This is a genomic window from Enterobacter sp. HNDS-6 (genome assembly GCF_039850505.1).
In the GTDB taxonomy this organism is placed as follows: Bacteria; Pseudomonadota; Gammaproteobacteria; order Enterobacterales; family Enterobacteriaceae; genus Enterobacter; species Enterobacter kobei.
The window spans coordinates 2,754,420-2,778,474 of the sequence record NZ_CP156673.1; the positions used below are offsets into that span (position 1 = coordinate 2,754,420).

18 protein-coding genes are annotated in these 24,055 nt (G+C 54.5%); 8 read left to right on the forward strand and 10 right to left on the reverse strand.

From position 1 onward, the window contains the following. Positions 1-79: 79 nt before the first annotated feature. From aceE to traT, 4 genes are all read left to right on the forward strand, one after another. A complete protein-coding gene (gene aceE, locus ABFI50_RS12880) occupies positions 80-2,743 on the forward strand; it encodes a pyruvate dehydrogenase (acetyl-transferring), homodimeric type (protein ID WP_014882566.1) in 2,664 nt (887 codons plus the stop codon). 14 nt (positions 2,744-2,757) lie between these two features. Then, positions 2,758-4,653, forward strand: a complete 1,896-nt coding sequence (aceF, locus tag ABFI50_RS12885; RefSeq protein ID WP_014882567.1) for a pyruvate dehydrogenase complex dihydrolipoyllysine-residue acetyltransferase — start codon at positions 2,758-2,760, stop codon at positions 4,651-4,653. Between the two features lie 175 nt (positions 4,654-4,828). Next, positions 4,829-6,253: a dihydrolipoyl dehydrogenase gene (lpdA, locus tag ABFI50_RS12890; protein ID WP_014882568.1), complete on the forward strand. Its 1,425-nt coding sequence runs from the start codon at positions 4,829-4,831 to the stop codon at positions 6,251-6,253. A 194-nt stretch (positions 6,254-6,447) separates the two neighbouring features. Next, positions 6,448-7,179, forward strand: a complete 732-nt coding sequence (traT, locus tag ABFI50_RS12895; RefSeq protein ID WP_014882569.1) for a conjugal transfer complement resistance protein TraT — start codon at positions 6,448-6,450, stop codon at positions 7,177-7,179. A 63-nt stretch (positions 7,180-7,242) separates the two neighbouring features. On the opposite strand, the gene ABFI50_RS12900 is transcribed toward traT, so the two are convergent. Continuing rightward, positions 7,243-8,034 carry a DUF2950 family protein gene (locus ABFI50_RS12900; RefSeq protein WP_063434188.1) on the reverse strand — a complete coding sequence of 264 codons (792 nt, stop codon included), beginning with the start codon at positions 8,032-8,034 and terminating at the stop codon, positions 7,243-7,245. Positions 8,035-8,044: 10 nt separating this feature from the next. Beyond that, positions 8,045-9,598, reverse strand: coding sequence for a DUF3300 domain-containing protein (locus ABFI50_RS12905; RefSeq protein WP_063434187.1), 1,554 nt, complete (start codon positions 9,596-9,598; stop codon positions 8,045-8,047). Between the two features lie 891 nt (positions 9,599-10,489). On the opposite strand from ABFI50_RS12905, the gene acnB reads away from it, so the two are divergent. Both acnB and yacL read left to right on the forward strand, forming a co-directional pair. Further along, positions 10,490-13,087 carry a bifunctional aconitate hydratase 2/2-methylisocitrate dehydratase gene (acnB, locus tag ABFI50_RS12910; RefSeq protein ID WP_023332097.1) on the forward strand — a complete coding sequence of 866 codons (2,598 nt, stop codon included), beginning with the start codon at positions 10,490-10,492 and terminating at the stop codon, positions 13,085-13,087. A 190-nt stretch (positions 13,088-13,277) separates the two neighbouring features. Then, the gene (gene yacL / locus ABFI50_RS12915) at positions 13,278-13,640 is read left to right on the forward strand and encodes a protein YacL (protein ID WP_164955003.1); all 363 of its coding nucleotides are present in this window, start codon (positions 13,278-13,280) and stop codon (positions 13,638-13,640) included. A gap of 47 nt (positions 13,641-13,687) precedes the next feature. Here yacL and ABFI50_RS12920 read toward each other — a convergent pair whose 3' ends face one another. The 4 genes from ABFI50_RS12920 to ABFI50_RS12935 all read right to left on the reverse strand — a co-directional run bounded on the left by ABFI50_RS12920 (position 13,688) and on the right by ABFI50_RS12935 (position 16,587). Then, on the reverse strand, positions 13,688-14,659 hold the full coding sequence (locus ABFI50_RS12920) for a hypothetical protein (RefSeq protein ID WP_164955002.1): 972 nt from the start codon (positions 14,657-14,659) through the stop codon (positions 13,688-13,690). Between the two features lie 18 nt (positions 14,660-14,677). Next, the gene (locus tag ABFI50_RS12925) at positions 14,678-15,127 is read right to left on the reverse strand and encodes a lysozyme (RefSeq protein ID WP_045134584.1); all 450 of its coding nucleotides are present in this window, start codon (positions 15,125-15,127) and stop codon (positions 14,678-14,680) included. Beyond that, on the reverse strand, positions 15,120-15,836 hold the full coding sequence (locus ABFI50_RS12930; protein WP_248217391.1) for a DUF2589 domain-containing protein: 717 nt from the start codon (positions 15,834-15,836) through the stop codon (positions 15,120-15,122). The genes ABFI50_RS12925 and ABFI50_RS12930 overlap by 8 nt, the downstream gene beginning before the upstream one ends. Before the next feature lie 79 nt (positions 15,837-15,915). Next, positions 15,916-16,587, reverse strand: a complete 672-nt coding sequence (locus tag ABFI50_RS12935) for a DUF2589 domain-containing protein (protein ID WP_023332101.1) — start codon at positions 16,585-16,587, stop codon at positions 15,916-15,918. Between the two features lie 312 nt (positions 16,588-16,899). On the opposite strand from ABFI50_RS12935, the gene ABFI50_RS12940 reads away from it, so the two are divergent. Then, positions 16,900-17,520 (forward strand): response regulator transcription factor, encoded by a 621-nt coding sequence (locus tag ABFI50_RS12940; RefSeq protein WP_014882579.1) that lies wholly within the window; start codon positions 16,900-16,902, stop codon positions 17,518-17,520. Between the two features lie 66 nt (positions 17,521-17,586). Here the strand turns inward: ABFI50_RS12940 and speD are convergent, their stop codons facing one another. From speD to ABFI50_RS12955, 3 genes are all read right to left on the reverse strand, one after another. Beyond that, entirely contained in the window at positions 17,587-18,381 is a 795-nt protein-coding gene (speD, locus tag ABFI50_RS12945) for an adenosylmethionine decarboxylase (protein WP_014882580.1), read from the reverse strand. Next, positions 18,382-19,251 carry a polyamine aminopropyltransferase gene (gene speE, locus ABFI50_RS12950; RefSeq protein ID WP_014882581.1) on the reverse strand — a complete coding sequence of 290 codons (870 nt, stop codon included), beginning with the start codon at positions 19,249-19,251 and terminating at the stop codon, positions 18,382-18,384. 115 nt (positions 19,252-19,366) lie between these two features. Continuing rightward, entirely contained in the window at positions 19,367-19,714 is a 348-nt protein-coding gene (locus ABFI50_RS12955; protein ID WP_014882582.1) for a YacC family pilotin-like protein, read from the reverse strand. A gap of 145 nt (positions 19,715-19,859) precedes the next feature. Here ABFI50_RS12955 and cueO point away from each other — a divergent pair, with 145 nt between their 5' ends. Then, positions 19,860-21,419, forward strand: coding sequence for a multicopper oxidase CueO (gene cueO, locus ABFI50_RS12960; RefSeq protein WP_045281039.1), 1,560 nt, complete (start codon positions 19,860-19,862; stop codon positions 21,417-21,419). A gap of 133 nt (positions 21,420-21,552) precedes the next feature. On the opposite strand, the gene ABFI50_RS12965 is transcribed toward cueO, so the two are convergent. Further along, a complete protein-coding gene (locus ABFI50_RS12965) occupies positions 21,553-23,943 on the reverse strand; it encodes a glucose/quinate/shikimate family membrane-bound PQQ-dependent dehydrogenase (RefSeq protein ID WP_014882584.1) in 2,391 nt (796 codons plus the stop codon). Positions 23,944-24,055: the final 112 nt, after the last annotated feature.

Here is a 24,055-nt window from a genome sequence, read left to right on the forward strand (position 1 = left end):
CTTATTGTGTTCTTGCTGAAGAGCACAATGGGACAGGTTCCAGACAAATCAACGTATTAGATAGATAAGGAATACCCCCATGTCAGAACGTCTCCAAAATGACGTGGATCCGATCGAAACTCGCGACTGGCTACAGGCGATCGAATCGGTCATCCGTGAAGAAGGTGTTGAGCGCGCTCAGTATCTGATTGATCAGTTGCTTTCTGAAGCCCGCAAAGGCGGCGTGAAGGTTGCTTCAGGTGCAGGGGCTAGCAACTACGTAAACACGATTGCCGTTGAAGACGAACCGGAATACCCGGGCAATCTGGATCTGGAACGTCGTATCCGTTCAGCTATCCGCTGGAACGCCATCATGACTGTTCTGCGCGCGTCCAAGAAAGATCTGGAGCTGGGTGGCCACATGGCGTCCTTCCAGTCTTCTGCGACCGTTTACGAAGTGTGCTTTAACCACTTCTTCCGTGCAGCGAACGAGAAAGACGGCGGCGATCTGGTGTACTTCCAGGGCCACATCTCTCCGGGCATCTATGCACGTGCATTCCTGGAAGGTCGTCTGACTGAAGAGCAGATGAACAACTTCCGTCAGGAAGTTCACGGTAAAGGCCTGTCTTCTTACCCGCACCCTAAACTGATGCCTGAATTCTGGCAGTTCCCGACCGTATCCATGGGTCTGGGTCCAATCGGTGCGATCTATCAGGCTAAATTCCTGAAATATCTGGAACACCGTGGTCTGAAAGACACCTCTGAGCAGACCGTTTACGCCTTCCTGGGCGACGGCGAAATGGATGAGCCAGAATCTAAAGGTGCGATCACCATCGCAACCCGTGAGAAGCTGGACAACCTGTGCTTTATCATCAACTGTAACCTGCAGCGTCTGGATGGTCCGGTAACCGGTAACGGCAAGATCATCAACGAACTGGAAGGCATCTTCGCGGGTGCTGGCTGGAACGTAATCAAAGTCATGTGGGGTTCCCGTTGGGACGAACTGCTGCGTAAAGACACCAGCGGTAAACTGATCCAGCTGATGAACGAAACCGTTGACGGTGACTACCAGACCTTCAAATCCAAAGACGGTGCCTACGTGCGTGAGCACTTCTTCGGTAAATATCCTGAAACCGCCGCACTGGTTGCAGACTGGACTGATGAGCAGATCTGGGCGCTGAACCGTGGTGGTCACGATCCGAAGAAAATCTACGCGGCACTGAAAAAAGCGCGTGAGACCAAAGGTAAAGCGACTGTTATCCTGGCCCATACCATCAAAGGTTACGGCATGGGTGATACCGCAGAAGGTAAAAACATCGCTCACCAGGTTAAGAAAATGAACATGGACGGCGTGCGTTATATCCGCGACCGTTTCAACGTTCCAGTGACCGATGAGCAGGTAGAAAACCTGTCTTACATCACCTTCCCGGAAGGTTCTGAAGAGCACAAGTACCTGCACGAACGTCGTCAGGCGCTGAAAGGCTACCTGCCAGCTCGTCAGCCTAACTTCACCGAGAAACTGGAACTGCCAGCGCTGGAAGACTTCTCTCAGTTGCTCGAAGAGCAGAACAAAGAGATCTCTACCACTATCGCTTTCGTTCGTGCCCTGAACGTGATGCTGAAGAACAAGTCGATCAAAGATCGTCTGGTGCCAATCATCGCCGACGAAGCGCGTACTTTCGGTATGGAAGGTCTGTTCCGTCAGATCGGTATCTATAGCCCGAACGGCCAGCAGTACACCCCGCAGGACCGTGAGCAGGTTGCTTACTATAAAGAAGACGAGAAAGGTCAGATCCTGCAGGAAGGTATCAACGAGCTGGGTGCAGGCGCATCCTGGCTGGCTGCTGCGACCTCTTACAGCACCAACAACCTGCCGATGATCCCGTTCTACATTTACTACTCCATGTTCGGGTTCCAGCGTATCGGTGACCTGTGCTGGCAGGCAGGCGACCAGCAGGCTCGCGGCTTCCTGATCGGTGGTACTTCTGGTCGTACGACCCTGAACGGTGAAGGTCTGCAGCACGAAGATGGTCACAGCCACATTCAGTCTCTGACTATCCCTAACTGTATCTCTTACGACCCGTCTTACGCGTACGAAGTGGCAGTCATCATGCATGACGGTCTGCAGCGCATGTACGGTGAAGCGCAAGAGAACATTTACTACTACATCACCACCCTGAACGAAAACTACCACATGCCGGCAATGCCAGCAGGTGCCGAGGAAGGTATCCGTAAAGGTATCTACAAACTCGAAACTGTTGAAGGTAGCAAAGGTAAAGTTCAGCTGCTGGGCTCCGGCTCTATCCTGCGTCACGTGCGTGAAGCCGCACAGATCCTGGCGAAGGACTACGGTGTCGGTTCCGACGTGTACAGCGTGACCTCCTTCACTGAACTGGCTCGTGATGGCCAGGATTGTGAGCGCTGGAACATGCTGCACCCAATGGAAACTCCACGCGTTCCGTACATCGCTCAGGTGATGAATGACGCGCCAGCGGTGGCGTCTACTGACTATATGAAACTGTTCGCTGAGCAGGTTCGTACTTACGTTCCAGCTGATGATTATCGCGTACTGGGTACTGACGGCTTCGGTCGTTCAGACAGCCGCGAAAACCTGCGTCACCACTTCGAAGTTGATGCTTCTTACGTGGTTGTAGCAGCACTGGGCGAACTGGCTAAACGTGGCGAAATCGATAAGAAAGTGGTTGCGGACGCAATTACCAAATTCAACATCGATGCAGATAAAGTTAACCCGCGTCTGGCGTAAGAGGTAAAAGAATAATGGCTATCGAAATCAATGTACCGGACATCGGGGCTGATGAAGTTGAAATCACCGAGATCCTGGTCAAAGTGGGCGACAAAGTTGAAGCTGAACAGTCGCTGATCACCGTAGAAGGCGACAAAGCCTCTATGGAAGTCCCGTCTCCTCAGGCTGGCATCGTTAAAGAGATTAAAGTCTCTGTTGGCGATAAAACCGAGACCGGCAAACTGATCATGATTTTCGATTCCGCCGACGGTGCAGCAGCAGCTGCACCTGCGCAGGAAGAGAAGAAAGAAGCCGCTCCGGCTGCTGCTCCAGCAGCTGCCGCCGCAGCAAAAGAAGTGAACGTGCCTGACATCGGCGGTGACGAAGTTGAAGTCACCGAAATCCTGGTGAAAGTGGGCGACACCGTTGCGGCTGAGCAATCACTGATCACCGTAGAAGGTGACAAAGCCTCTATGGAAGTCCCTGCGCCGTTCGCGGGTACCGTTAAAGAGATCAAGATCAACACCGGTGACAAAGTGTCTACTGGCTCCCTGATCATGGTCTTCGAAGTGGCGGGTGCTGCACCAGCTTCCGCGCCTGCTCAGGCTGCTGCACCGGCTCCGGCCGCTGCACCGGCTGCTGCTGGCGGCGCGAAAGACGTTAACGTACCGGACATCGGCGGTGACGAAGTTGAAGTGACGGAAGTGATGGTGAAAGTGGGCGACAAAGTTGCCGCTGAACAGTCACTGATCACCGTTGAAGGCGACAAAGCTTCCATGGAAGTTCCTGCGCCGTTCGCGGGTACCGTTAAAGAGATCAAAATCAGCACTGGCGACAAAGTGTCTACCGGCTCTCTGATCATGGTCTTCGAAGTGGAAGGCGCTGCGCCTGCCGCCGCTCCGGCAGCCGCTGCTGCTCCAGCACCGGCTGCTGCACCGGCTCAGGCTGCTAAACCTGCTGCTGCACCTGCTGCGAAAGCAGAAAAATCTGAGTTCGCTGAAAACGACGCGTATGTCCACGCCACCCCGCTCATTCGTCGCCTGGCGCGCGAGTTCGGTGTGAACCTGGCGAAAGTGAAAGGGACTGGCCGTAAGGGTCGTATCCTGCGCGAAGACGTTCAGACCTACGTGAAAGACGCGGTGAAACGTGCCGAAGCTGCACCTGCTGCAGCCGCTGGCGGCGGTATCCCGGGCATGCTGCCATGGCCGAAAGTGGACTTCAGCAAGTTCGGCGAAATCGAAGAAGTGGAACTGGGCCGTATCCAGAAAATCTCTGGTGCTAACCTGAGCCGTAACTGGGTGATGATCCCGCACGTTACGCACTTCGACAAAACCGATATCACCGATCTGGAAGCGTTCCGTAAACAGCAGAACGCCGAAGCTGAGAAGCGTAAACTGGACGTGAAATTCACCCCAGTGGTCTTCATCATGAAAGCCGTTGCCGCTGCACTTGAGCAGATGCCACGCTTCAACAGCTCCCTGTCTGAAGACGGCCAGAAGCTGACGCTGAAGAAATACATCAACATCGGTGTTGCGGTTGATACGCCAAATGGTCTGGTTGTTCCGGTCTTCAAGGACGTGAACAAGAAGAGCATCACTGAGCTGTCCCGTGAACTGACCACCATCTCCAAAAAAGCGCGTGATGGTAAGCTGACTGCCGGCGAAATGCAGGGCGGCTGCTTCACTATCTCCAGCATCGGCGGCCTGGGCACTACCCACTTCGCGCCGATTGTGAACGCGCCGGAAGTGGCTATCCTCGGTGTGTCCAAGTCCGCGATGGAGCCGGTGTGGAATGGTAAAGAGTTTGTGCCGCGTCTGATGATGCCAATCTCTCTGTCCTTCGACCACCGCGTGATCGACGGTGCTGATGGTGCGCGTTTCATCACCATCATCAACAACATGCTGAGCGACATTCGCCGCCTGGTGATGTAATCGAAAAGCCGGCCAGTCGGCCGGCTTTTTTCTGGTAATCTCATGCTGTTTTTGAGGTTACTGGCGTAAGCAAAAATTCATGAGCCGTTTGTTGTTTCAAAATTGTTAACAATTTTGTAAAATGCGGGCGGATAGAACGACCCGGTGGACGACGGGTATAAATTAAGAGGTCATGATGAGCACAGAAATCAAAACTCAGGTCGTAGTACTTGGGGCAGGCCCGGCAGGTTATTCCGCAGCATTCCGCGCCGCGGATTTAGGTCTGGAAACCGTCATCGTAGAACGTTACAACACCCTCGGTGGTGTTTGTCTGAACGTCGGCTGTATCCCTTCTAAAGCGCTGCTGCACGTCGCGAAAGTGATCGAAGAAGCCAAAGCGCTGGCTGAACACGGTATCGTCTTCGGCGAGCCGAAAACCGATATCGACAAAATTCGTACCTGGAAAGAGAAAGTTATCACTCAGCTGACCGGCGGTCTGGCGGGTATGGCCAAAGGCCGTAAAGTGAAAGTGGTAAACGGTCTGGGTAAATTCACCGGTGCGAACACCCTGGAAGTGGAAGGCGAAAACGGCAAAACCGTGATCAACTTCGACAACGCGATCATCGCGGCAGGTTCTCGCCCAATCGAACTGCCATTCATTCCACATGAAGATCCGCGCGTGTGGGATTCCACCGATGCACTGGAGCTGAAAACTGTTCCTAAGCGCCTTCTGGTTATGGGCGGCGGTATCATCGGTCTGGAAATGGGTACCGTGTACCATGCGCTGGGTTCAGACATTGACGTGGTTGAAATGTTCGACCAGGTTATCCCGGCTGCAGACAAAGACATCGTTAAAGTCTTCACCAAACGTATCAGCAAGAAATTCAACCTGATGCTGGAAACCAAAGTAACTGCCGTTGAAGCCAAAGAAGACGGTATTTACGTTTCCATGGAAGGCAAAAAAGCCCCATCCGAACCACAGCGTTACGACGCCGTGCTGGTGGCTATCGGCCGTGTGCCGAACGGTAAAAACCTCGACGCGGGCAAAGCTGGCGTGGAAGTGGACGACCGTGGCTTTATCCGCGTTGACAAACAGCTGCGCACTAACGTGCCGCACATCTTTGCTATCGGCGATATCGTCGGTCAGCCAATGCTGGCGCACAAAGGTGTTCACGAAGGTCACGTTGCCGCTGAAGTTATCGCCGGCATGAAACACTACTTCGATCCGAAAGTGATCCCATCTATCGCGTACACCGAGCCAGAAGTGGCATGGGTGGGTCTGACTGAGAAAGAAGCGAAAGAGAAAGGCATCAGCTACGAAACCGCCACCTTCCCGTGGGCTGCTTCTGGCCGTGCTATCGCTTCCGACTGCGCAGACGGTATGACCAAACTGATCTTCGACAAAGAGACTCACCGCGTGATCGGTGGTGCGATTGTCGGGACCAACGGCGGCGAGCTGCTGGGTGAAATCGGTCTGGCGATCGAAATGGGTTGCGACGCGGAAGACATCGCGCTGACCATCCACGCTCACCCGACTCTGCACGAGTCCGTGGGCCTGGCGGCAGAAGTGTTTGAAGGTAGCATCACCGACCTGCCAAACGCGAAAGCGAAGAAGAAATAAGTTTCTTTTGATTGCTAAACGCCTCTCCGGAGGCGTTTTTTTTGCCCTGAAACTACCCAAATTGGTAGTCATCTCGTTGATATTTCCGCTAAAAATTCCTCTTCATCTGCCGATACTTTTTTCACCGTTGTGTGGCTACTGGCTGCGCTGTTCAGGGGTTCTGGACTTTTAATTACACGAAAAAAGGAAAACGCATGTCTTTAAAGAAAGTTGTGGGAATTGGCTTACTGGCGTCAGTCATGACGCTGACCGGATGTGGCGCGATGACGACTGCCGTGAAAAAACGCAACCTGGAAGTGAAAACCCAGATGAGTGAGACCATCTGGCTTGAGCCTTCCAGTGAAAAAACGGTCTACATCCAGGTTAAAAACACCTCCGATAAAGACATGAGCAACCTCCAGACGCTGCTGGCAAACGATCTGAGCGCTAAAGGGTATAAGGTAACGTCCTCACCTGACAGCGCATACTACTGGGTGCAGGCTAACGTCCTTAAAGCAGACAAAATGGACCTGCGTGAGTCTCAGGGCTACCTGAAAACCGGCTATGAAGGCGCCGCCGTGGGGGCCGCTCTGGGTGCCGGTATTACCGCCTACAACAGCAACTCCTCTGGCGCCGCGCTGGGCGTGGGTCTGGCGGCTGGGCTAATTGGCATGGCGGCAGATGCGATGGTAGAAGATGTGAACTACACCATGGTTACCGACCTGCAGATCTCTGAGCGTAGCAAAGCGAAAGTCACCACCGATAACATTGCGGCGCTGCGTCAGGGTACGTCCGGCGTGAAGCTGCAAACCAGCAGCGAGCAGGGCGATCGCGCGAAGTATCAGACCCGCGTGGTATCGAATGCTAACAAGGTCAATTTGAAATTCGAAGAAGCGAAACCAGTTCTGGAAGCGCAGTTGGCGAAATCGGTGGCAAATATTCTATAAGTAAAACAGCCGGGTGGCGGCTTCGCCTTACCCGGCCTACAAAACGTGGTCCGTTGACGTTACTCAGGGTTCGACGGGCTGCCAGGTTTTATCCGGGCTATACGCGGTCATCGCCCGGACTTTCTGCTCAGAATCGCGGCCGAGATCGGACTGGTAAACCTTGTCGCTCTGGTTTATCACGAAGCTCATCACGCCGGTTTGACCATAGCTGACCGGCCAGGCCACCATCGCGAAACCGTTATTATCCGGCAGGATGCGGAAGCGATAGCCGTGGTATCCCGCCCCAGGCTCTTTCGGACTGAACGCCGGACCAAGCGGGCTTGGCGTTTCGCCTGGCGAGACGGGCCAGTACAAACCATCCTTTTTCCCGTCCGCGCTGACAATTTTCTGCGCGTATTTCTGGTTCAGCGCAAAATAGTTCTGCTGGGCATCCACATAGGCATGTAAGGCTTCAATGGCGGCAAGCTCGTTACGCCCAATCTCGCGGGTCAGGATCTCCTCGGCCCCTTCTTTCATGTCAAATTGCCAGCCGGAAGCGGTTTTAACCACCGGGATGGGAAGCTGCCAGCCGCTGTCTCCGACAGCAAGATGTGCCGTGTTACCCTCGACGACCGTGTTGTGCCGGACTTTCCAGTCGCGCAGGAAGCGGGCAACGGCATCAGGATCTACCCCTTCAGGCGGCAGAAAGTCGCGCCAGTTTTCACCGAGCAGATTGCTCATCGCACTTTCGTTTTGCTCGCTGATGGCGCTGGCCAGCGCATCTGTTGCCTGTTCTGGCGTGCTGAAAGATTGCTGCGCCATCGCGGACGCCGACATCATGAACACCACCATTCCACAGAGAAGTTTATTTTTCATGTTTGCTCCCTTAACGATGACGGAATTCACGGTGTTCAACACGTCCGGCGGATGCCTGACGCGGCGGCTGATGACGGGCAGCCAGTTGTCTGCTTTGCGAACCACGCTGCTGCTGGGCTTGCCAGTTGGCGGAGCGACTGTCGTTACCGCTCAGCGCATTCGCCCGGGGCTGACTGGTTCGCTGCTGTAGCGCGTGTTGCTGCGCAGGTTGTGAGATTCGTTTCTCCTGTCGCTGCGTTGCGGTCTGGCGGTTTTCGCGCTGCTGTGTGGTTGTCCGCTTCGCCGTCTGAGGTTTGGTGTCATAGCCACGGTAGTTACTGCGCTGAGAAATCTGCTTGAGCTGTTCGCTTGAGGCCTGCCGCTGTGCATCTTTAATCCCCGGGTGCGCTGTCTGTGGGAAGGTTTTGCCTGTCGATTTCTCCATCTGGCTGAGGGCGGCCTGACGCTGGCTATCGCGGCTAACCGGTTTTTGCTGTGTTGCGCTGAGCCCCGTAGCCGTGTTGGTGGAGTGGAAGCGCGTGTTGAGCTGGTTTGTCGGGTAGGGCACACCTTCCCGATAGGCCGGGTTGTGCTGCCAGGTGCGGCTGGCGTCCGTCAGACGCTGACCACTGATTTTATTAAAGTTCTGAACGTTAATATTGATGTTGTTATCACCGTTGCGATTATAGCCGCCGTGATCCCAGTCATCGTCATGATGGTGATGATCCCAGTCATCATCGTCATCCCAGTCGATATTGCTGAAGATGGCGTAGGTTGTCGCCACGCCCAGGCTAAAGCCTAAGCCTTTCACCAGGCTGTCGGTAAATTGCTCGCCAGGCGAGGGCGGGAGATAGGTTGGCGGATACGCGGTGTTTGGCCAGGTACCGTAAACCGTATTGGGGTTATAGGTAGGGACATAAACAACCTGCGGATCGGCAGATTCAATTTTGATTACCGTTGGGGCGGGCGCGGAAGTCGTGGCTGTCGTTGTTTCAGTGGTGCTGGTTTTCGCTGGCGCCGGTTTTGTCACGGTGGTGACCGTCTGCTGAGGCGTGGTTTGTAAAGCGCCGGTCTTCTGCGCCAGCGCGCGCAGGCGCTGAACGGAATCCATCACATCCTTCGGCTGCGCGAGAAACGCATCGCCGAGGTTTTGTACCCACGGCGGATTTCCGCCCATCAGCGACATTAACTGAGGAAACGCCACCAGCGATTTCACGCTGGGATCCCACGGCTGGCTCGCCACCGCCTGAATTGCGGCATCGCCCTGCATGTTGGGGTTATCTTTTGACCACTGCGCGGCCTGGATAACGTTGGCCGGATAGGTCGATGCCATTAAAATTTGAGACAGCAGCGCGTCCGGATAGAGCGCAATCGGGGCGACCCACTGATCGATTTGCGCGGCCGTGTAAGCTGGTGCGACAACGGGAGCGGGTTGGGCCGCAGGTGTTGCCACCTGTTGTTGGGTGACAGGCGCGGGAGCGACAGGCTCTGATGCACGGCTTTTGACAAACATCACGCCAGAGGCGGCAAACAGCCCGGTACTGCACAGAAGGACGAGCAGATGTGGCTTAAAGGGCAACTTCATATAGTGACTCCAACGAGACAAGCGCTGTGCCGTGAGGCGTTACGGTTGGCGTGAGTATTATTCACCCGTCTTTTACGGTTTTGACTTTTCTTGGGAAGCGTCGATTTTGTCCGGACAAAGAGTGTGAATATTTATTACACAATTATATCGGATGGTTGAAAAACCGCCGGGGTTTCAGAAGGCCGCTCTTGCGAGCGGCCAGCAGCTAGTTGCCGAGGTTGACGACGAACAGCACCGTGATGTCGGATATGTTCCAGCCACCGTGTAGTGCGGTAAGCAGTAAACCGATCGCAACGATCAGCGCAGTGATTCGCATCTCCATTGCATGCGTTCCTGTACAGGCTACGCGGGTTCATTCTTCACCGGGAAAGGCAGAACCAGGCAAGTTGATGTTGCCGCGTAGGTTACGGAACTGCTCCCGGGCCCGGTGACTGGTTGCTACACCAGCGGAGCAGGCCGCGGAGAAGAATAGTCAGTTCAAGGGATCTGAAGAAGGCAAAAAATGCAATTACATGGGCTTTCATACGAAATGGGAAGGCGCTACGCAAAATCGCGATAGCGGCTTGCAAGCCAACAGGCGGTGATGCACAATCTCTCACGTTGATGTTGCCGCAAATCTGCCAACCCGGTGTGCTACCACCGCAAGGCAACAAATTAACCGCTGTGAGGCGGTTTTTTTGTACCCCGAATTCGTCTCGTTTCCCCGCTACACCATGCTTAACGATTCAGCAAATATTTTAATGTTGCTTTTTTGTAAACAGATTAACACTGTGCAGAAATCCTGCTATGCTGCCCGACGCGGTATCGGGCATTTACCCTACAAACTGCTGTCTCACAGGAGCGTGAAGAGAACGCCCGCCGCATATGACAATGAGAGCGAGGAGAACCGTCGTGCTAGAAGAATACCGTAAGCACGTAGCAGAACGTGCCGCCGAGGGAATTGTACCCAAACCGTTAGATGCAACCCAAATGGCCGCGCTCGTCGAGCTGCTGAAGAACCCGCCTAAGGGCGAAGAAGAATTCCTGTTAGATCTGCTGATCAACCGCGTACCGCCTGGCGTAGATGAAGCTGCCTACGTAAAAGCCGGATTCCTTGCTGCTATCGCCAAAGGCGAAGCCACCTCCCCACTGGTTACTCCTGAAAAAGCCATTGAACTGCTCGGCACTATGCAGGGTGGTTACAACATTCATCCGCTGATTGACGCGCTGGATAACGACACGCTGGCACCGATTGCCGCGAAAGCGCTCTCTTCAACGCTGCTGATGTTCGATAACTTCTACGATGTCGAAGAAAAAGCCAAAGCGGGCAATGTCTATGCGAAGCAGGTGATGCAGTCCTGGGCGGACGCCGAATGGTTCCTCAACCGTCCGGCCCTGGCAGAAAAAATTACCGTGACCGTCTTCAAAGTGACCGGTGAAACCAACACCGATGACCTCTCTCCGGCGCCGGATGCGTGGTCTCGTCCTGATATCCCTCTTCACGCCCTGGCGATGCTGAAGAACGCCCGTGAAGGCATTGAGCCGGATCAGCCGGGTAGCGTCGGCCCGATCAAACAGATCGAAGCGCTTCAGGAGAAAGGTTTCCCGCTGGCCTATGTGGGTGATGTTGTGGGTACCGGTTCTTCCCGTAAGTCCGCAACCAACTCCGTACTGTGGTTCATGGGTGACGACATTCCGCACGTGCCTAACAAGCGCGGCGGCGGCCTGTGCCTCGGCGGCAAAATTGCCCCTATCTTCTTTAACACCATGGAAGATGCAGGTGCGCTGCCAATTGAAGTGGATGTCAGTAACCTGAACATGGGCGACGTGATTGACGTCTACCCGTATAAAGGCGAAGTGCGTAACCACGACACTAACGAACTGCTGGCAAGCTTCGAGCTGAAAACCGACGTGCTGATCGACGAAGTGCGTGCCGGTGGCCGTATCCCGCTGATCATCGGCCGTGGCCTGACCACCAAAGCGCGTGAAGCGCTGGGCCTGCCGCACTCAGACGTGTTCCGTCACGCGAAAGATGTTGCGGAAAGCAACCGTGGTTATTCGCTGGCGCAGAAAATGGTGGGTCGCGCGTGCGGCGTCGCGGGTATTCGCCCTGGCGCATACTGCGAGCCGAAAATGACTTCCGTGGGGTCTCAGGACACCACCGGCCCAATGACCCGTGACGAACTGAAAGACCTGGCGTGCCTGGGCTTCTCTTCTGATCTGGTGATGCAGTCCTTCTGTCACACAGCGGCGTATCCGAAGCCGGTTGACGTGACCACACACCACACGCTGCCAGACTTCATCATGAACCGTGGCGGTGTCTCCCTGCGTCCAGGTGACGGTGTTATCCACTCCTGGCTGAACCGCATGCTGCTGCCGGATACCGTGGGTACCGGTGGTGACTCCCACACCCGTTTCCCTATCGGTATCTCCTTCCCGGCGGGCTCCGGTCTGGTGGCATTTGCGGCTGCGACCGGTGTGATGCCGCTGGATATGCCGGAATCAGTGCTGGTGCGCTTCAAAGGTAAAATGCAGCCGGGTATCACCCTGCGCGACCTGGTTCACGCGATCCCGCTGTATGCGATTAAACAGGGCCTGCTGACCGTTGAGAAGAAAGGGAAGAAAAACATCTTCTCTGGCCGCATCCTGGAAATCGAAGGTCTGCCGGATCTGAAAGTGGAGCAGGCGTTCGAGCTGACCGATGCCTCCGCTGAGCGTTCTGCGGCGGGCTGTACCATCAAGCTGAACAAAGAGCCGATTATTGAGTATCTGACCTCCAACATCGTGCTGCTGAAGTGGATGATTGCAGAAGGCTACGGCGACCGTCGTACGCTGGAGCGTCGTATCCAGGGCATGGAGAAATGGCTGGCGGATCCGCAGCTGCTGGAAGCGGACGCTGACGCAGAGTATGCGGCAGTGATCGACATCGATCTGGCGGATATCAAAGAGCCAATCCTGTGTGCGCCGAACGATCCTGACGATGCGCGTCTGCTCTCTGATGTGCAGGGCGATAAGATCGACGAAGTGTTCATCGGCTCCTGCATGACCAACATCGGTCACTTCCGTGCTGCCGGTAAGCTGCTGGATACCCATAAAGGCCAGCTGCCGACCCGCCTGTGGGTGGCACCGCCAACCCGTATGGATGCGGCACAGCTGACGGAAGAAGGTTACTACAGCGTGTTTGGTAAGAGTGGTGCGCGTATCGAAATCCCAGGTTGTTCCCTGTGTATGGGTAACCAGGCGCGCGTGGCGGACGGTGCGACGGTGGTCTCCACCTCTACCCGTAACTTCCCGAACCGTTTAGGTACCGGTGCGAACGTTTACCTGGCTTCTGCGGAGCTGGCTGCGGTTGCGGCGCTGATTGGCAAGCTGCCAACGCCGGAAGAGTACCAGACCTTTGTGGCTCAGGTAGATAAGACGGCGGTGGACACCTATCGCTATCTGAACTTCGACCAGCTCTCTCAGTACACCGAGAAGGCTGACGGGGTTATCTTCCAGACCGCGGTATAAACGGCAAAACCGTCTCTGTTGAGACGGTTTTTAGTGTTTGCACCCTCTCCCGTGGGAGAGGGACGGGGTGAGGGCATCAGGCCGCTGGGTCTTGCTCTCACTTTTTATTTTCATTCCTCCCGCCTCTCCCGCTTTTTTTCTTCCTCTCTGCTGCGATAATTACCCTAATGGCTTTGCAGAGGAAAATACTATGGATTACGAATTTCTGCGCGACATCACCGGAGTGGTGAAAGTGCGTATGTCGATGGGGCACGAAGCCGTTGGCCACTGGTTTAACGAAGAGGTGAAAGAGGATCTCGCGCTGCTGGATGAAGTTGAACAGGCGGCGAAGACGGTAAAAGGCAGTGAACGCTCCTGGCAACGTGCCGGACATGAATACACGCTGTGGATGGATGGCGAAGAGGTGATGGTGCGCGCCAACCAGCTGGAGTTTTCGGGTGATGAAATGGAAGAGGGGATGAGCTACTACAATGAAGAGAGCCTGTCGCTGTGCGGCGTCGAGGACTTTTTGCAGGTGGTAGCTGCGTACCGGGCGTTTATGAAACAGAAGTAACGGAAATTCCCTCCGGAGAGTACCGGAGGGAATCTGCGGGTTTTACGCTACAGTAAAAATCTCACAAAATTAGCGGTAGGGTTGGTCGCTGCAACGGGCGTTGCCCTCCCGGCGCTGAACGACCACGCCTGGCATTGAGACGCGACTGGCATACCGTCGTTACGTACAAGGAATTTCACCCCACCCGGGTTTTGCGGCGGATCGCTGACCGGCATTCCGCAGGCGATCAGAAAATCAATGTCGCTGTTTTTGCTCTGCAGCTCCGCTATCCGTTGCTCCCAGCCCGCCGGGCGAACATTCCCCTGCGTGAAGTAATCCAGACAGATATCAATGCTGAACGGCTTATCGCCCGCATAAGTATTGGTGAAGTAATCGGTGACAACGATCCCATGCAATGATTCTGCCGACACTTCGCTGCTGTCGCCGATATGAATGATCTGACCATCCGGCAATTGGGCAGAAATATGCCCCGGGATCGCGTGGCCGTCCGTCTGAGGAAAGAAATCAATCGTGGAAACGTAGCGTTTCGGCCACATCGTCAGGGATTTATCGCTACGGGTATTTTGCCCGCACAGCAGCCAGTTCACGGCGTGAAAAACGGCGTCGTGGCAGGGCGTCTCCTCACTCTCGTCATCGTCTCGATACAGGATGGCACAGGTTCCCGCCAGAAAGGTGATGGCAGAGGAGGGATCCCCGGAACGGGCAGGGAAGGCATCAATCAGTCTGTTAACGTAGTCGCTGACATTGCTCATGTAGAAATCACCGAGCTTCATGATGTCATCTTCACTGTTCACATTACTCCAGCGGGTATTCCAGAAGAATTCTGGAAGCGTGACAAAGGTATGGTCCCAGCTGCCGGAGTCGGTTTCCAGTACCGTTTTGAGCTGAGCACTGACCTGACTCAGGCGGAATTCCATCCGCTCTTTGGCGTGTGCCAGCAGATCTTCATCCGCACCTCGCAGGTCGTCTGCCTCATGCGTAAAGGAGTCAGCACACCAGGAAAGAATTCGAATTGTCATGTTACACCTCGTGATTGATCAGGATAAAAACAGGTTTTTTTCAGCGTTCCGACGTGCAGTCAGGCCCGCCAGAACCTGGCCACCGGCATGGTTCCATTTCGGAAATTCTTCAGCTGCGCCGTTGAAGTCTCCGCTGTTCACTTTGCGTAACAGGGTTGAACTCTTCAGATTGGCTGGCCCCAGATTAAAGGCGAAGCTCACCAGGGCATCGAACTGGTTCTGGGTGACTTCCACCGTCAGCATGCTGTTGACGTCATGCTCAAAACGCTGCAAGTCCTCACGAAGGATCTGCTCCGCGGCTTCAGCGGTGATGGTTCGCGTGCCGCCTGGTGGGATCGGGTTTTCGACATGGCCATAACCGATGGTTGGAATGCCGACGGCATCTTTGTAGGTGGTTAAACGCAGGCCTTCATACTGTTTGATAAGGGCAATGCCGCCATTGCCCGTTGTTTTCAAAGCATCACTCATGGTTTTTCTCCTTTACTGGGACGGGAGTCATACGGTGGATGAATTCATCAAGCAGGCGCAGTACCGCTTCTGGCGGCTCCTGAGCGACAAAATCAATTTCAATATCAATGTTTTGGGTGTCCGTTTTACCTTCATGGGGCTGGGGCGCCATGGTGACGAGGAAGTGGCCACGCTCTCCCTGTCCCGTTAGCGTGCTTATGGATTCGGTTGCATCACCGCGAACGGTCAGGCGCATCTTCATTCTCTCCATCGAGAGATTGCGCGGTGGTGCAAGCGTTACCAGCGGCACGTTCAAACGATGCTCATCATCCAGCTGAAGCTCGGCGTAGTCGGGTTTGTAGCTACCGTCCGGAGCCTGCTCAAACAACTGGGAGAGCACGGCGATGTACTGATGGGTCATATACTGGTTGGCACTGAAAGCCGCGTGCTGGAGCCCTTGTACCAGGGTATCTAAGCCCATAGCGTGGTTGCCCTTGTTGCCGGCAGGAGGCGGCGTACCGTTATCGCCTCCACCGGCACCGCCGTTATTTCCCCCGTCATTGCCTCCGGTGTTGCCACTTTCCCCTGTGGGAGCATGGGACGGCGTTATGTCCGGTGGATCTTCTGATGACAGCGTTGTCGGTTTATCCGTCGGGGTTTCGGGACTGGTTTCAGGCGTTACAGCGTCGGGCGATTTACGGCTGAACCAGAATCGACGTGAATCAGGCATGCTTTTTCTCCTTCAGGCAGGTGTCCGTAAGCCGGGCACCTGCCAGGGGTATTAAATGCGTTTGAATGTGTGGTGTGGGTTAACCATTACCCCCTTGAGGCGGCGCGACCGGGGCAGGGGCCGGTGCTGGGGTAATCAGACCTGAACTGTTGGTGGCAGGCAGTGTGGCTGGCTGATCTTCTGCGCGTTGTGCCGGTTTGGTGGCAGCATTTGTCAGATAATCGACCACGCGGCTGAGCGCCTCCGGCATCGGCTGACGTTTTACAGAGGTGTGGATGGAGTATTTGGCTCGGGTATCGGTCGAGCGGGTCTGTTCTGACTTATGGCTAACACTCCCCTTCACGCTAACGGAGAATGGACCCCAGCCGATTTTGCCCTCCAGGGAGCCTTCCTGGCTGCTGCTTTCGTTGCTGGCTGCGCTCTGATGGATCTCAAGCTCGAAGTCGATAGTCCCTTCTTCGATACAGATGATGGGATGCACGACTGCCGCGAGCAGAGGAATACGCATGACTTTGGTCTGCGTACCGGTCGTCACGCCTTTCTCATCGACGAGCGTTTCCTCATAATCAAACTGTACCGAAACGGCCTTGCCGTCCTTAATACAGACACTTAATAAGAAATCGGTATAACTTTTTGCTGCCTGGGTTTGGGCTTTAATCATTGCCTGTAGTGGCGCAGAAATCATACTGTCTAGCGGCAATGAACTAATAACTGAACCTATAAATCCGGCATCAACATTTGCATCTGGCATAATTCATTCCTCGATATTTTGGTGGTTGCAGAATATGTCTGCCCCTTAATCATGGATATCGATGAATAAAGCATCTATGAGCGTAAAGTTATGTTTTCAGAAATCATTCCGTCTGTATGGAATGGCCTGTATCGAAAGTTACATGGCGAAATGTGACGGGCTGTGCTTAATAAATTAAACCGGCATTACTCCTGCAATTGAAAATTTCATCTGGTGTTATTGCTTTTCATCGCACAGCAGCTCTCGCGTTGAGGTCTGTATGAGGTTTTTAAGTGCCGCTAACAAGATAACGATTATTTAAGTGGGACGACAATGAATATACTTATTTATGATGAATTGCCGCTGTTCATTCATGGCATCCGATGCCGTTGGGCTGAACTTGCGCCCGCACTACATATCACAGCAGCACATAGCGAAGATGAGGTCTGGAAAGGTTTAATAAAAAACCGGGCTGATATTATTATTCTGGATGCTGATTACGAGATTGAGAAAAAAATAGCATTATTAACGCAGTTAACATCACAGGCGGATCATGTTTTCGTGTTGATGAACTTTTCACGGCTGGATAATGTAAACCCGATTTATTTTTTGGAGAATGGCGCTGCCGGGATTTTGACAAAGAAAATGGAGTCGGAAGAGTTATTGCAGGCGATCGAATGGGTGCGGCAAGGGAGAATATATTTACCGGATAGTTGCCTGCGTGAGCATAAATTAATACGAATGCATAATTCCCCGCCCCCTTTGCGCACACTCTCACCCCGGCAGCGCGAGATCCTGCATCTTGTTGTGCAGGGACACAGTAATAAACAAATTTGTCGTGTGCTGGGGATTGCGGAAGGAACGGTTAAGAATCATCTCCATGCCTTGTTTCGTCAACTGGGTGTCAGAAATCGTACGGAAGCGGCGATGATACTGGCACAAACGCCGGTTTAAGAAACAAACAAAATAATAAAGAAGGAAAAATCATCGCTTTTCCTTCTTTATCCGTTTGCATGCGTGTTACACGGCAGGAATATTGCGGCCGTAGTAGATTTCGCGCATCTCTTTCCAGAGCAGGTCGGTAATGGCCTTGCGCTCGTCTTCGCTCAAATCTTCTGGTCGGGTGTGGAACATGTAGTGCTTAAGGTCAAACTCCTTAAGTAACATCTTGGTATGGAAGATGTTTTCCTGATACACGTTCACATCCATCATGTCATACAGCGACTTCATGTCGTCAGACATAAAGTTCTGGATGGAGTTGATCTCATGGTCGATGAAGTGCTTCATCCCGTTGATATCGCGGGTAAAGCCGCGCACGCGATAATCAATGGTCACGATGTCCGATTCCAGCTGGTGGATTAAATAGTTCAGCGCGTTCAGCGGGGAAATCACGCCACAGGTCGACACTTCTATGTCAGCCCGGAAAGTACACAGCCCACCTTCCGGGTGGCTCTCCGGATAGGTGTGCACGCAGATATGGCTTTTATCGAGGTGCGCGACGACCACTTCCGGCAGCGGGCCCGGATGCTCCGTTTTGTCGATAAGCTTCGGGTCGACCGGCTCTTCGCTGACCAGAATGGTCACGCTGGCACCCTGGGGTTCGTAATCCTGACGCGCAATGTTCAGGATGTTGGCGCCAATGATTGAACAGGTTTCTGTCAGGATCTCGGTCAGACGGTTGGCGTTGTAGAGTTCGTCGATATAGGCGATGTAACCATCGCGTTCTTCCGCTGTTTTGGCATAGCAGATATCGTAAATACAAAAACTCAGGCTTTTGGTCAGGTTGTTAAAGCCATGCAGTTTAAGCTTTTTCAATTAGCTCACCCCCTTAGTGGATAATGCGTCTTGCAGGTACTGCGGCAGCGCAAACGCGGCGGTATGAATTGCCGGGTTGTAGTAGCGGCATGTGAGCCCAGCCTGATGGAAGCGGGCCTGAATAATTTCAGTCGAGAGGTGGCGCAGCACGTCGTTATCCGTCGCCCAGGCAAAGGTCATGATCCCGCCGTAATAGGTAGGAATGGCCGCCTGATAGAAGCTGACGTCAGAAAAATAGGTGCTGAGCTTGCGATGGCTGTCGAGCGCTTCATCCTGCTGCAGGAAGCAGACGCCGTTTTGTGCGACAAAGATCCCGCCAGGGTTCAGGCAGCGCTTACAGCCTTCGTAGAACGAGGAGGTAAACAGCGATGCACCCGGGCCGATAGGGTCGGTGCAGTCGGAGATAATGACGTCAAAGGTCTGCGAGGTCTGGTTAACGAAGTTAACGCCGTCGTCAATCACCAGGTTAAACCGCGGATCGTCATAGCTACCGGCATTGTGGTTGGGCAGGTACTGACGGCAGAAAGAGACCACACCCGCGTCGATCTCGACCATCGTAATGGTTTCAATCGATTGATGACGGGACACTTCACGCAGCATTGCGCCGTCGCCACCGCCGATAATCAGAACGTGTTTCGCGTGCCCGTGCGCCAGCAGCGGAACGTGGGTCATCATCTCGTGATAGATAAACTCGTCACGCTCGGTCGTTTGTACTACGCCATCCAGTGCCATGACGCGGCCAAAAGCGGCATTCTCAAAGATGATGAGATCCTGGTGATCGGTTTTCTCATGATAGAGCACGTTATCAACGGCAAAATACTGACCAAACTGGTCATGCAGTGTTTCATGCCACAACGTGTGGTCGGCCATACGCGGACTCCTCCTTTGTTAACATCCGTAACACTCATAAAAAATGAGCGAAACATGATAGCTAACTATAACCATGGTTGCACGGTTATAGGGTGAACAGGGGGCGTCGGGAAGATTATTTCACGTAGGCGAGCAGGCTGAGTGAATCGCGAGCCAGCGCTTTGCATTTTTTAGCCGTGGGAATGCCAATACCGCTCAAGTCACGGTAACTGTCTTCACCGAGCGCCTTCATGTCAAAGCTGTCGTAGTTGCTGAGATCCCATTGGTTCTGCTGGGCGAAAAAGACCAGCGCACGGCGAATTTGCCCGTTGGGTAAATTCTGGTAGCCACAATCATTTTTCAGGAATACAAAAACCGCCGTCAGGTCGGCCATATCTTCCGCTTCATTTTCACTGAGCGCATAGCTGTTCGCACACATTGCCATCAGGCTACCGAACAAAATTGTCCTGAAAAACGTCTTCATTGCTTCTACCACTTCTTCACGGAAAATTAACGTTAGCATACTTGATGCCAGTGCGACGATCTTTATTATTGCCGCCCGACTTGACCTTCCGGTAAGGGGAGGGTTTATGCTCAAAAGATCGCCTGCTGGAAATAAGGAAATGAACATGCAACGTCGTGATTTTTTAAAATATTCCGTTGCGCTGGGGGCTGCCAGCGCACTACCACTCTGGAGCCGCGCCGTTTTCGCGGCTGAAAGACCTGCCTTACCCATCCCTGATTTACTGACCGCTGACGCCCGTAGCCGTATCCAGCTCGTTGTTCAGTCCGGTCAAACATCCTTTGGCGGGCACAACGCCACGACGTGGGGCTATAACGGCAATTTGCTCGGTCCGGCGCTTCAGCTACGTAAAGGGAAAGCGGTGACGGTGGATATCCACAACACGCTCGCAGAAGAGACGACGCTCCACTGGCACGGGCTGGAAGTGCCGGGTGAAGTCGACGGTGGACCACAGGGCATTATCAAGGCCGGTGGTAAACGTCGCGTGACTTTTACGCCCGAGCAGCGTGCGGCGACCTGCTGGTTCCATCCGCATCAGCATGGCAAAACCGGCCATCAGGTGGCGATGGGGCTGGCCGGGCTGGTGCTGATTGAAGACGATGAAAGCCGCCTGCTGCGTCTGCCGAAACAGTGGGGCATCGATGATGTGCCGGTGATTGTGCAGGACAAAAAATTCACCGCAGACGGGCAGATTGACTACCAGCTGGACGTCATGAGCGCGGCGGTCGGCTGGTTCGGGGATACGCTGCTGACCAACGGTGCGATTTACCCTCAGCACGCCGCGCCAAAAGGCTGGCTGCGTTTACGTCTGCTTAACGGCTGTAATGCGCGTTCCCTTAATTTTGCGACCAGTGATAAACGCCCTTTGTACGTGGTCGCCAGCGACGGGGGGCTTCTGCCCGAGCCAGTTAAAGTGGATGCGCTGCCGATGCTCATGGGGGAGCGCTTTGAGGTGCTGGTGGATATCAGCGACGGCAAGGCGTTTGACCTGGTGACCCTCCCGGTCAGCCAGATGGGGATGGCGGTTGCGCCATTTGATAAGCCGCATCCAGTGTTACGCATTCAGCCGTTACTGGTTACCGCGTCGGGCACGCTGCCGGATACTTTAACCACGCTGCCTGCACTCCCGTCGCTTGACGGGCTCACGCAACGCAAGCTTCAGCTCTCCATGGACCCGATGCTCGACATGATGGGCATGCAGGCGCTGATGAAGAAGTATGGCAATCAGGCAATGGCGGGAATGCATCACGGTCAGATGATGGGCCATATGAATATGGACCACGGCAAAATGGGCGGCATGGATCATGGCGGCCATGGCTTTGATTTCCACAACGCCAATAAGATCAACGGTAAATCGTTTGATATGAACACGCCGATGTTTGCCGCTACAAAAGGGCAGTTTGAGCGCTGGGTGATTTCAGGCGAAGGCGACATGATGCTGCACCCGTTCCACATCCACGGCACGCAGTTCCGCATTCTTTCTGAGAACGGCAACGCGCCGGATGCGCATCGCGCAGGCTGGAAGGACACCGTGAGAGTGGAGGGCGGCGTGAGCGAGGTGCTGGTGAAGTTTGACCACGACGCGCCGAAGGAGTTTGCCTACATGGCGCATTGCCATCTGCTGGAGCATGAAGATACGGGGATGATGCTCGGTTTTACCGTATAAAAAAAGCCGGGTGGCGGCTTCGCCTTACCCGGCCTACTTTTCGCTGGTGCGGCCTGATGCCCTCACCCTGACCCTCTCCCACGGGGAGAGGGAACAGACACTAAAAACGGCAACTTTCGTTGCCGTTTTGCTTTTACCTTGCGTCGTCAGGCAGCGCATACGCGACGATATAGTCGCCCATCTTCGTGCCAAACGAACCGTGACCACCCGCAGAGATGACAACGTACTGCTTGCCATTCACTTCATAGGTCATCGGCGTTGCCTGTCCACCCGCAGGCAGACGGCCTTGCCACAGTTTCTCACCGTTGGTCATGTTGTACGCGCGCAGGTAGTTATCTGCGGTTGCCGCGATGAACAGCACGTTACCGGCGGTAGAGATTGGGCCACCCAGCATTGGCATACCCATATTGAACGGCACCGGAACCGGCATCGGGAACGGCATGCTGTCCTGTGGCGTACCAATACGTTTTTTCCACACAATCTGGTTGGTTTTCAGATCCAGACCGGAGATGTAACCCCAGGCAGGCTGTTTACACGGCAGACCAAACGGTGACAGGAACGGGTTCAGGGTCACGCCATACGGTACGCCGTACTGCGGCTGGATACCGGCTTCGGTACCGCTGCCTTTCGCATCTTTCGGCTGCTCCATTGGGTTGCCCGGACCGCGTGGGATCAGGCGGGAAACGAACGGCAGCGCCATTGGGTTGGCGATAGCAACCTGACGGTTCGGGTCGACGGAAATACCGCCCCATTCGAACATCCCCAGGTTACCCGGGAAGACCAGCGTGCCCTGCTCAGAAGGTGGTGTGAAGATGCCTTCATAGCGCAGCTGATGGAACATCACGCGGCATACCAGCTGGTCAAACATGGTGGCACCCCACATGTCTGCCCCGCTCAGGTCTTTCTTCGGACGGAAGCTCAGGTCAGAGAACGGCTGCGTTTTAGAGACGTAGTCGCCTTTCGCCGCGCCCTGCGGAACCGGTTTTTCCGGCGCAGGCACAACCAGCTTGCCGTTGCTGCGATCCAGCACGAAGATGTTGCCCGTCTTGGCCGGAGCGTAAATCACCGGAACGGTTTTGCCGTTAACGGTAATGTCGGCCAGCGTCGGCTGGGACGGCATATCCATATCCCACAGATCGTGGTGAACGGTCTGGTAGCTCCATGCCAGCTTACCGGTCGTCGCGTTCAGCGCCACGATGGCGCTCGCATAGCGCTCCTGCTCCGGCGTACGGTTACCGCCCCAGATATCTGGCGTGGTCACACCCATCGGCAGGTACACCAGGTCCAGCTTCGCGTCATACGCGGCAGGCGCCCAGGAGTTTGGCGAGTTGAAGGTAAACGTGTGTTCGTCTGACGGAATCGCGTTAGGATCTTTCGCGCCCGGGTCGAAGGCCCACAGCAGTTTACCGGTATTCACGTCGAAGCCGCGGATCACGCCCGAGGTTTCACGCGTGGAGAAGTTATCCGTCACCGAACCGGCAATCACGATGGTTTTATCGGTGATGATTGGCGGAGAAGTCGGTTCATACAGACCCGGCGTGGTGTCCGGCATGTTGGTCTGCAGATTCAGGATACCTTTGTTGGCGAAGGTTTCGCACAGCTTGCCGGTTTCTGCGTTGATAGCGAACAGACGACCATCGTTGACCGGCAGCATAATGCGGCGCGGACAGTCGGCAATGACTTCCGGGCTGGCATTATCGGCACGCGCTTCATGGTAAGAGACACCGCGGCAGGTAACGTGCTGGAACGACGGGTTGGAGTTCAGCTGTGGATCGAAGTGCCATTTCTCTTTACCGGTGGCCGCGTCGAGCGCGAACAGGCGCTGGTGCGCCGTACACAGGTAGAGCATGTTGCCCACTTTAATTGGCGTCACTTCGTTGGTCAGTTCGCCCGGATCGTTTGGCATCTTCAGGTCGCCGGTGCGGAATACCCAGGCTTCCTTCAGATTTTTAACGTTGTCGGCGTTGATCTGCTTGAGTGGAGAGTAGCGTTGGCCTTCCTGGTTACGCCCGTAGGCTGGCCAGTCGCCATCCGCAACCTGAGAAATGGCCGCAGCAGGGGTGGCTTCCGTGTTCAGCGTACCGTTGATCTCCTGCGGGTCGTTAAAGCCGGCCCAGGTCAGGATACCGCCGCTGATCAGCAGCGCCACGACCAGTGCCGCAACGGCTCCGCTGGATGGCACAATCAGGCGACGCCAGACGAACGGCAGGATCAGCCAGATACCGAAGAAGACCAGGATGTCGCTGCGCGGCGTCAGTGCCCAGAAGTCGAAGCCGACTTCCCAGACGCCCCAGATCATGGTTGCGAGGAGTAAAACTGCATACAGCCACAGTGCAGATTGTTTTCTACGCCAGAGCAGGACGGTTACGCCAAGCATAACCAGGCCCGCGATTGGGTAGTACCAGGAGCCGCCGATCGCGACCAGCCAGACGCCACCGATTAACAGGTACAGGCCGCAGAAGGCGGCGAATAACGCTGTTAGTGTCACCAGTAGACGCGGCTGTTTAGAGTGTGTTTCAGCCATAGAAAGTGTACTCGTCAGTTTTTGTTAATAATTTGCTAGCAACTAATTATAGGTATTAACAAGTGTGATCGGAATCACAATATTTGCTTTTTATAACTCATACGCCAGGCTT

Bases quoted from the DNA above. Each gene is read 5' to 3' on its own strand.
- ABFI50_RS12925 (WP_045134584.1), bottom strand. From the start codon at position 15,127: ATGAGTGATGCTTTGAAAACAACGGGCAATGGCGGCATTGCCCTTATC.
- ABFI50_RS12930 (WP_248217391.1), bottom strand. From the start codon at position 15,836: ATGCCTGATTCACGTCGATTCTGGTTCAGCCGTAAATCGCCCGACGCT.
- speE (WP_014882581.1), bottom strand. From the start codon at position 19,251: ATGGCCGACCACACGTTGTGGCATGAAACACTGCATGACCAGTTTGGT.
- cueO (WP_045281039.1), top strand. From the start codon at position 19,860: ATGCAACGTCGTGATTTTTTAAAATATTCCGTTGCGCTGGGGGCTGCC.
- ABFI50_RS12920 (WP_164955002.1), bottom strand. From the start codon at position 14,659: ATGACAATTCGAATTCTTTCCTGGTGTGCTGACTCCTTTACGCATGAG.
- aceF (WP_014882567.1), top strand. From the start codon at position 2,758: ATGGCTATCGAAATCAATGTACCGGACATCGGGGCTGATGAAGTTGAA.
- ABFI50_RS12965 (WP_014882584.1), bottom strand. From the start codon at position 23,943: ATGGCTGAAACACACTCTAAACAGCCGCGTCTACTGGTGACACTAACA.
- ABFI50_RS12955 (WP_014882582.1), bottom strand. From the start codon at position 19,714: ATGAAGACGTTTTTCAGGACAATTTTGTTCGGTAGCCTGATGGCAATG.
- aceE (WP_014882566.1), top strand. From the start codon at position 80: ATGTCAGAACGTCTCCAAAATGACGTGGATCCGATCGAAACTCGCGAC.
- ABFI50_RS12900 (WP_063434188.1), bottom strand. From the start codon at position 8,034: ATGAAAAATAAACTTCTCTGTGGAATGGTGGTGTTCATGATGTCGGCG.
- traT (WP_014882569.1), top strand. From the start codon at position 6,448: ATGTCTTTAAAGAAAGTTGTGGGAATTGGCTTACTGGCGTCAGTCATG.
- lpdA (WP_014882568.1), top strand. From the start codon at position 4,829: ATGAGCACAGAAATCAAAACTCAGGTCGTAGTACTTGGGGCAGGCCCG.
- ABFI50_RS12940 (WP_014882579.1), top strand. From the start codon at position 16,900: ATGAATATACTTATTTATGATGAATTGCCGCTGTTCATTCATGGCATC.
- ABFI50_RS12905 (WP_063434187.1), bottom strand. From the start codon at position 9,598: ATGAAGTTGCCCTTTAAGCCACATCTGCTCGTCCTTCTGTGCAGTACC.
- yacL (WP_164955003.1), top strand. From the start codon at position 13,278: ATGGATTACGAATTTCTGCGCGACATCACCGGAGTGGTGAAAGTGCGT.
- ABFI50_RS12935 (WP_023332101.1), bottom strand. From the start codon at position 16,587: ATGCCAGATGCAAATGTTGATGCCGGATTTATAGGTTCAGTTATTAGT.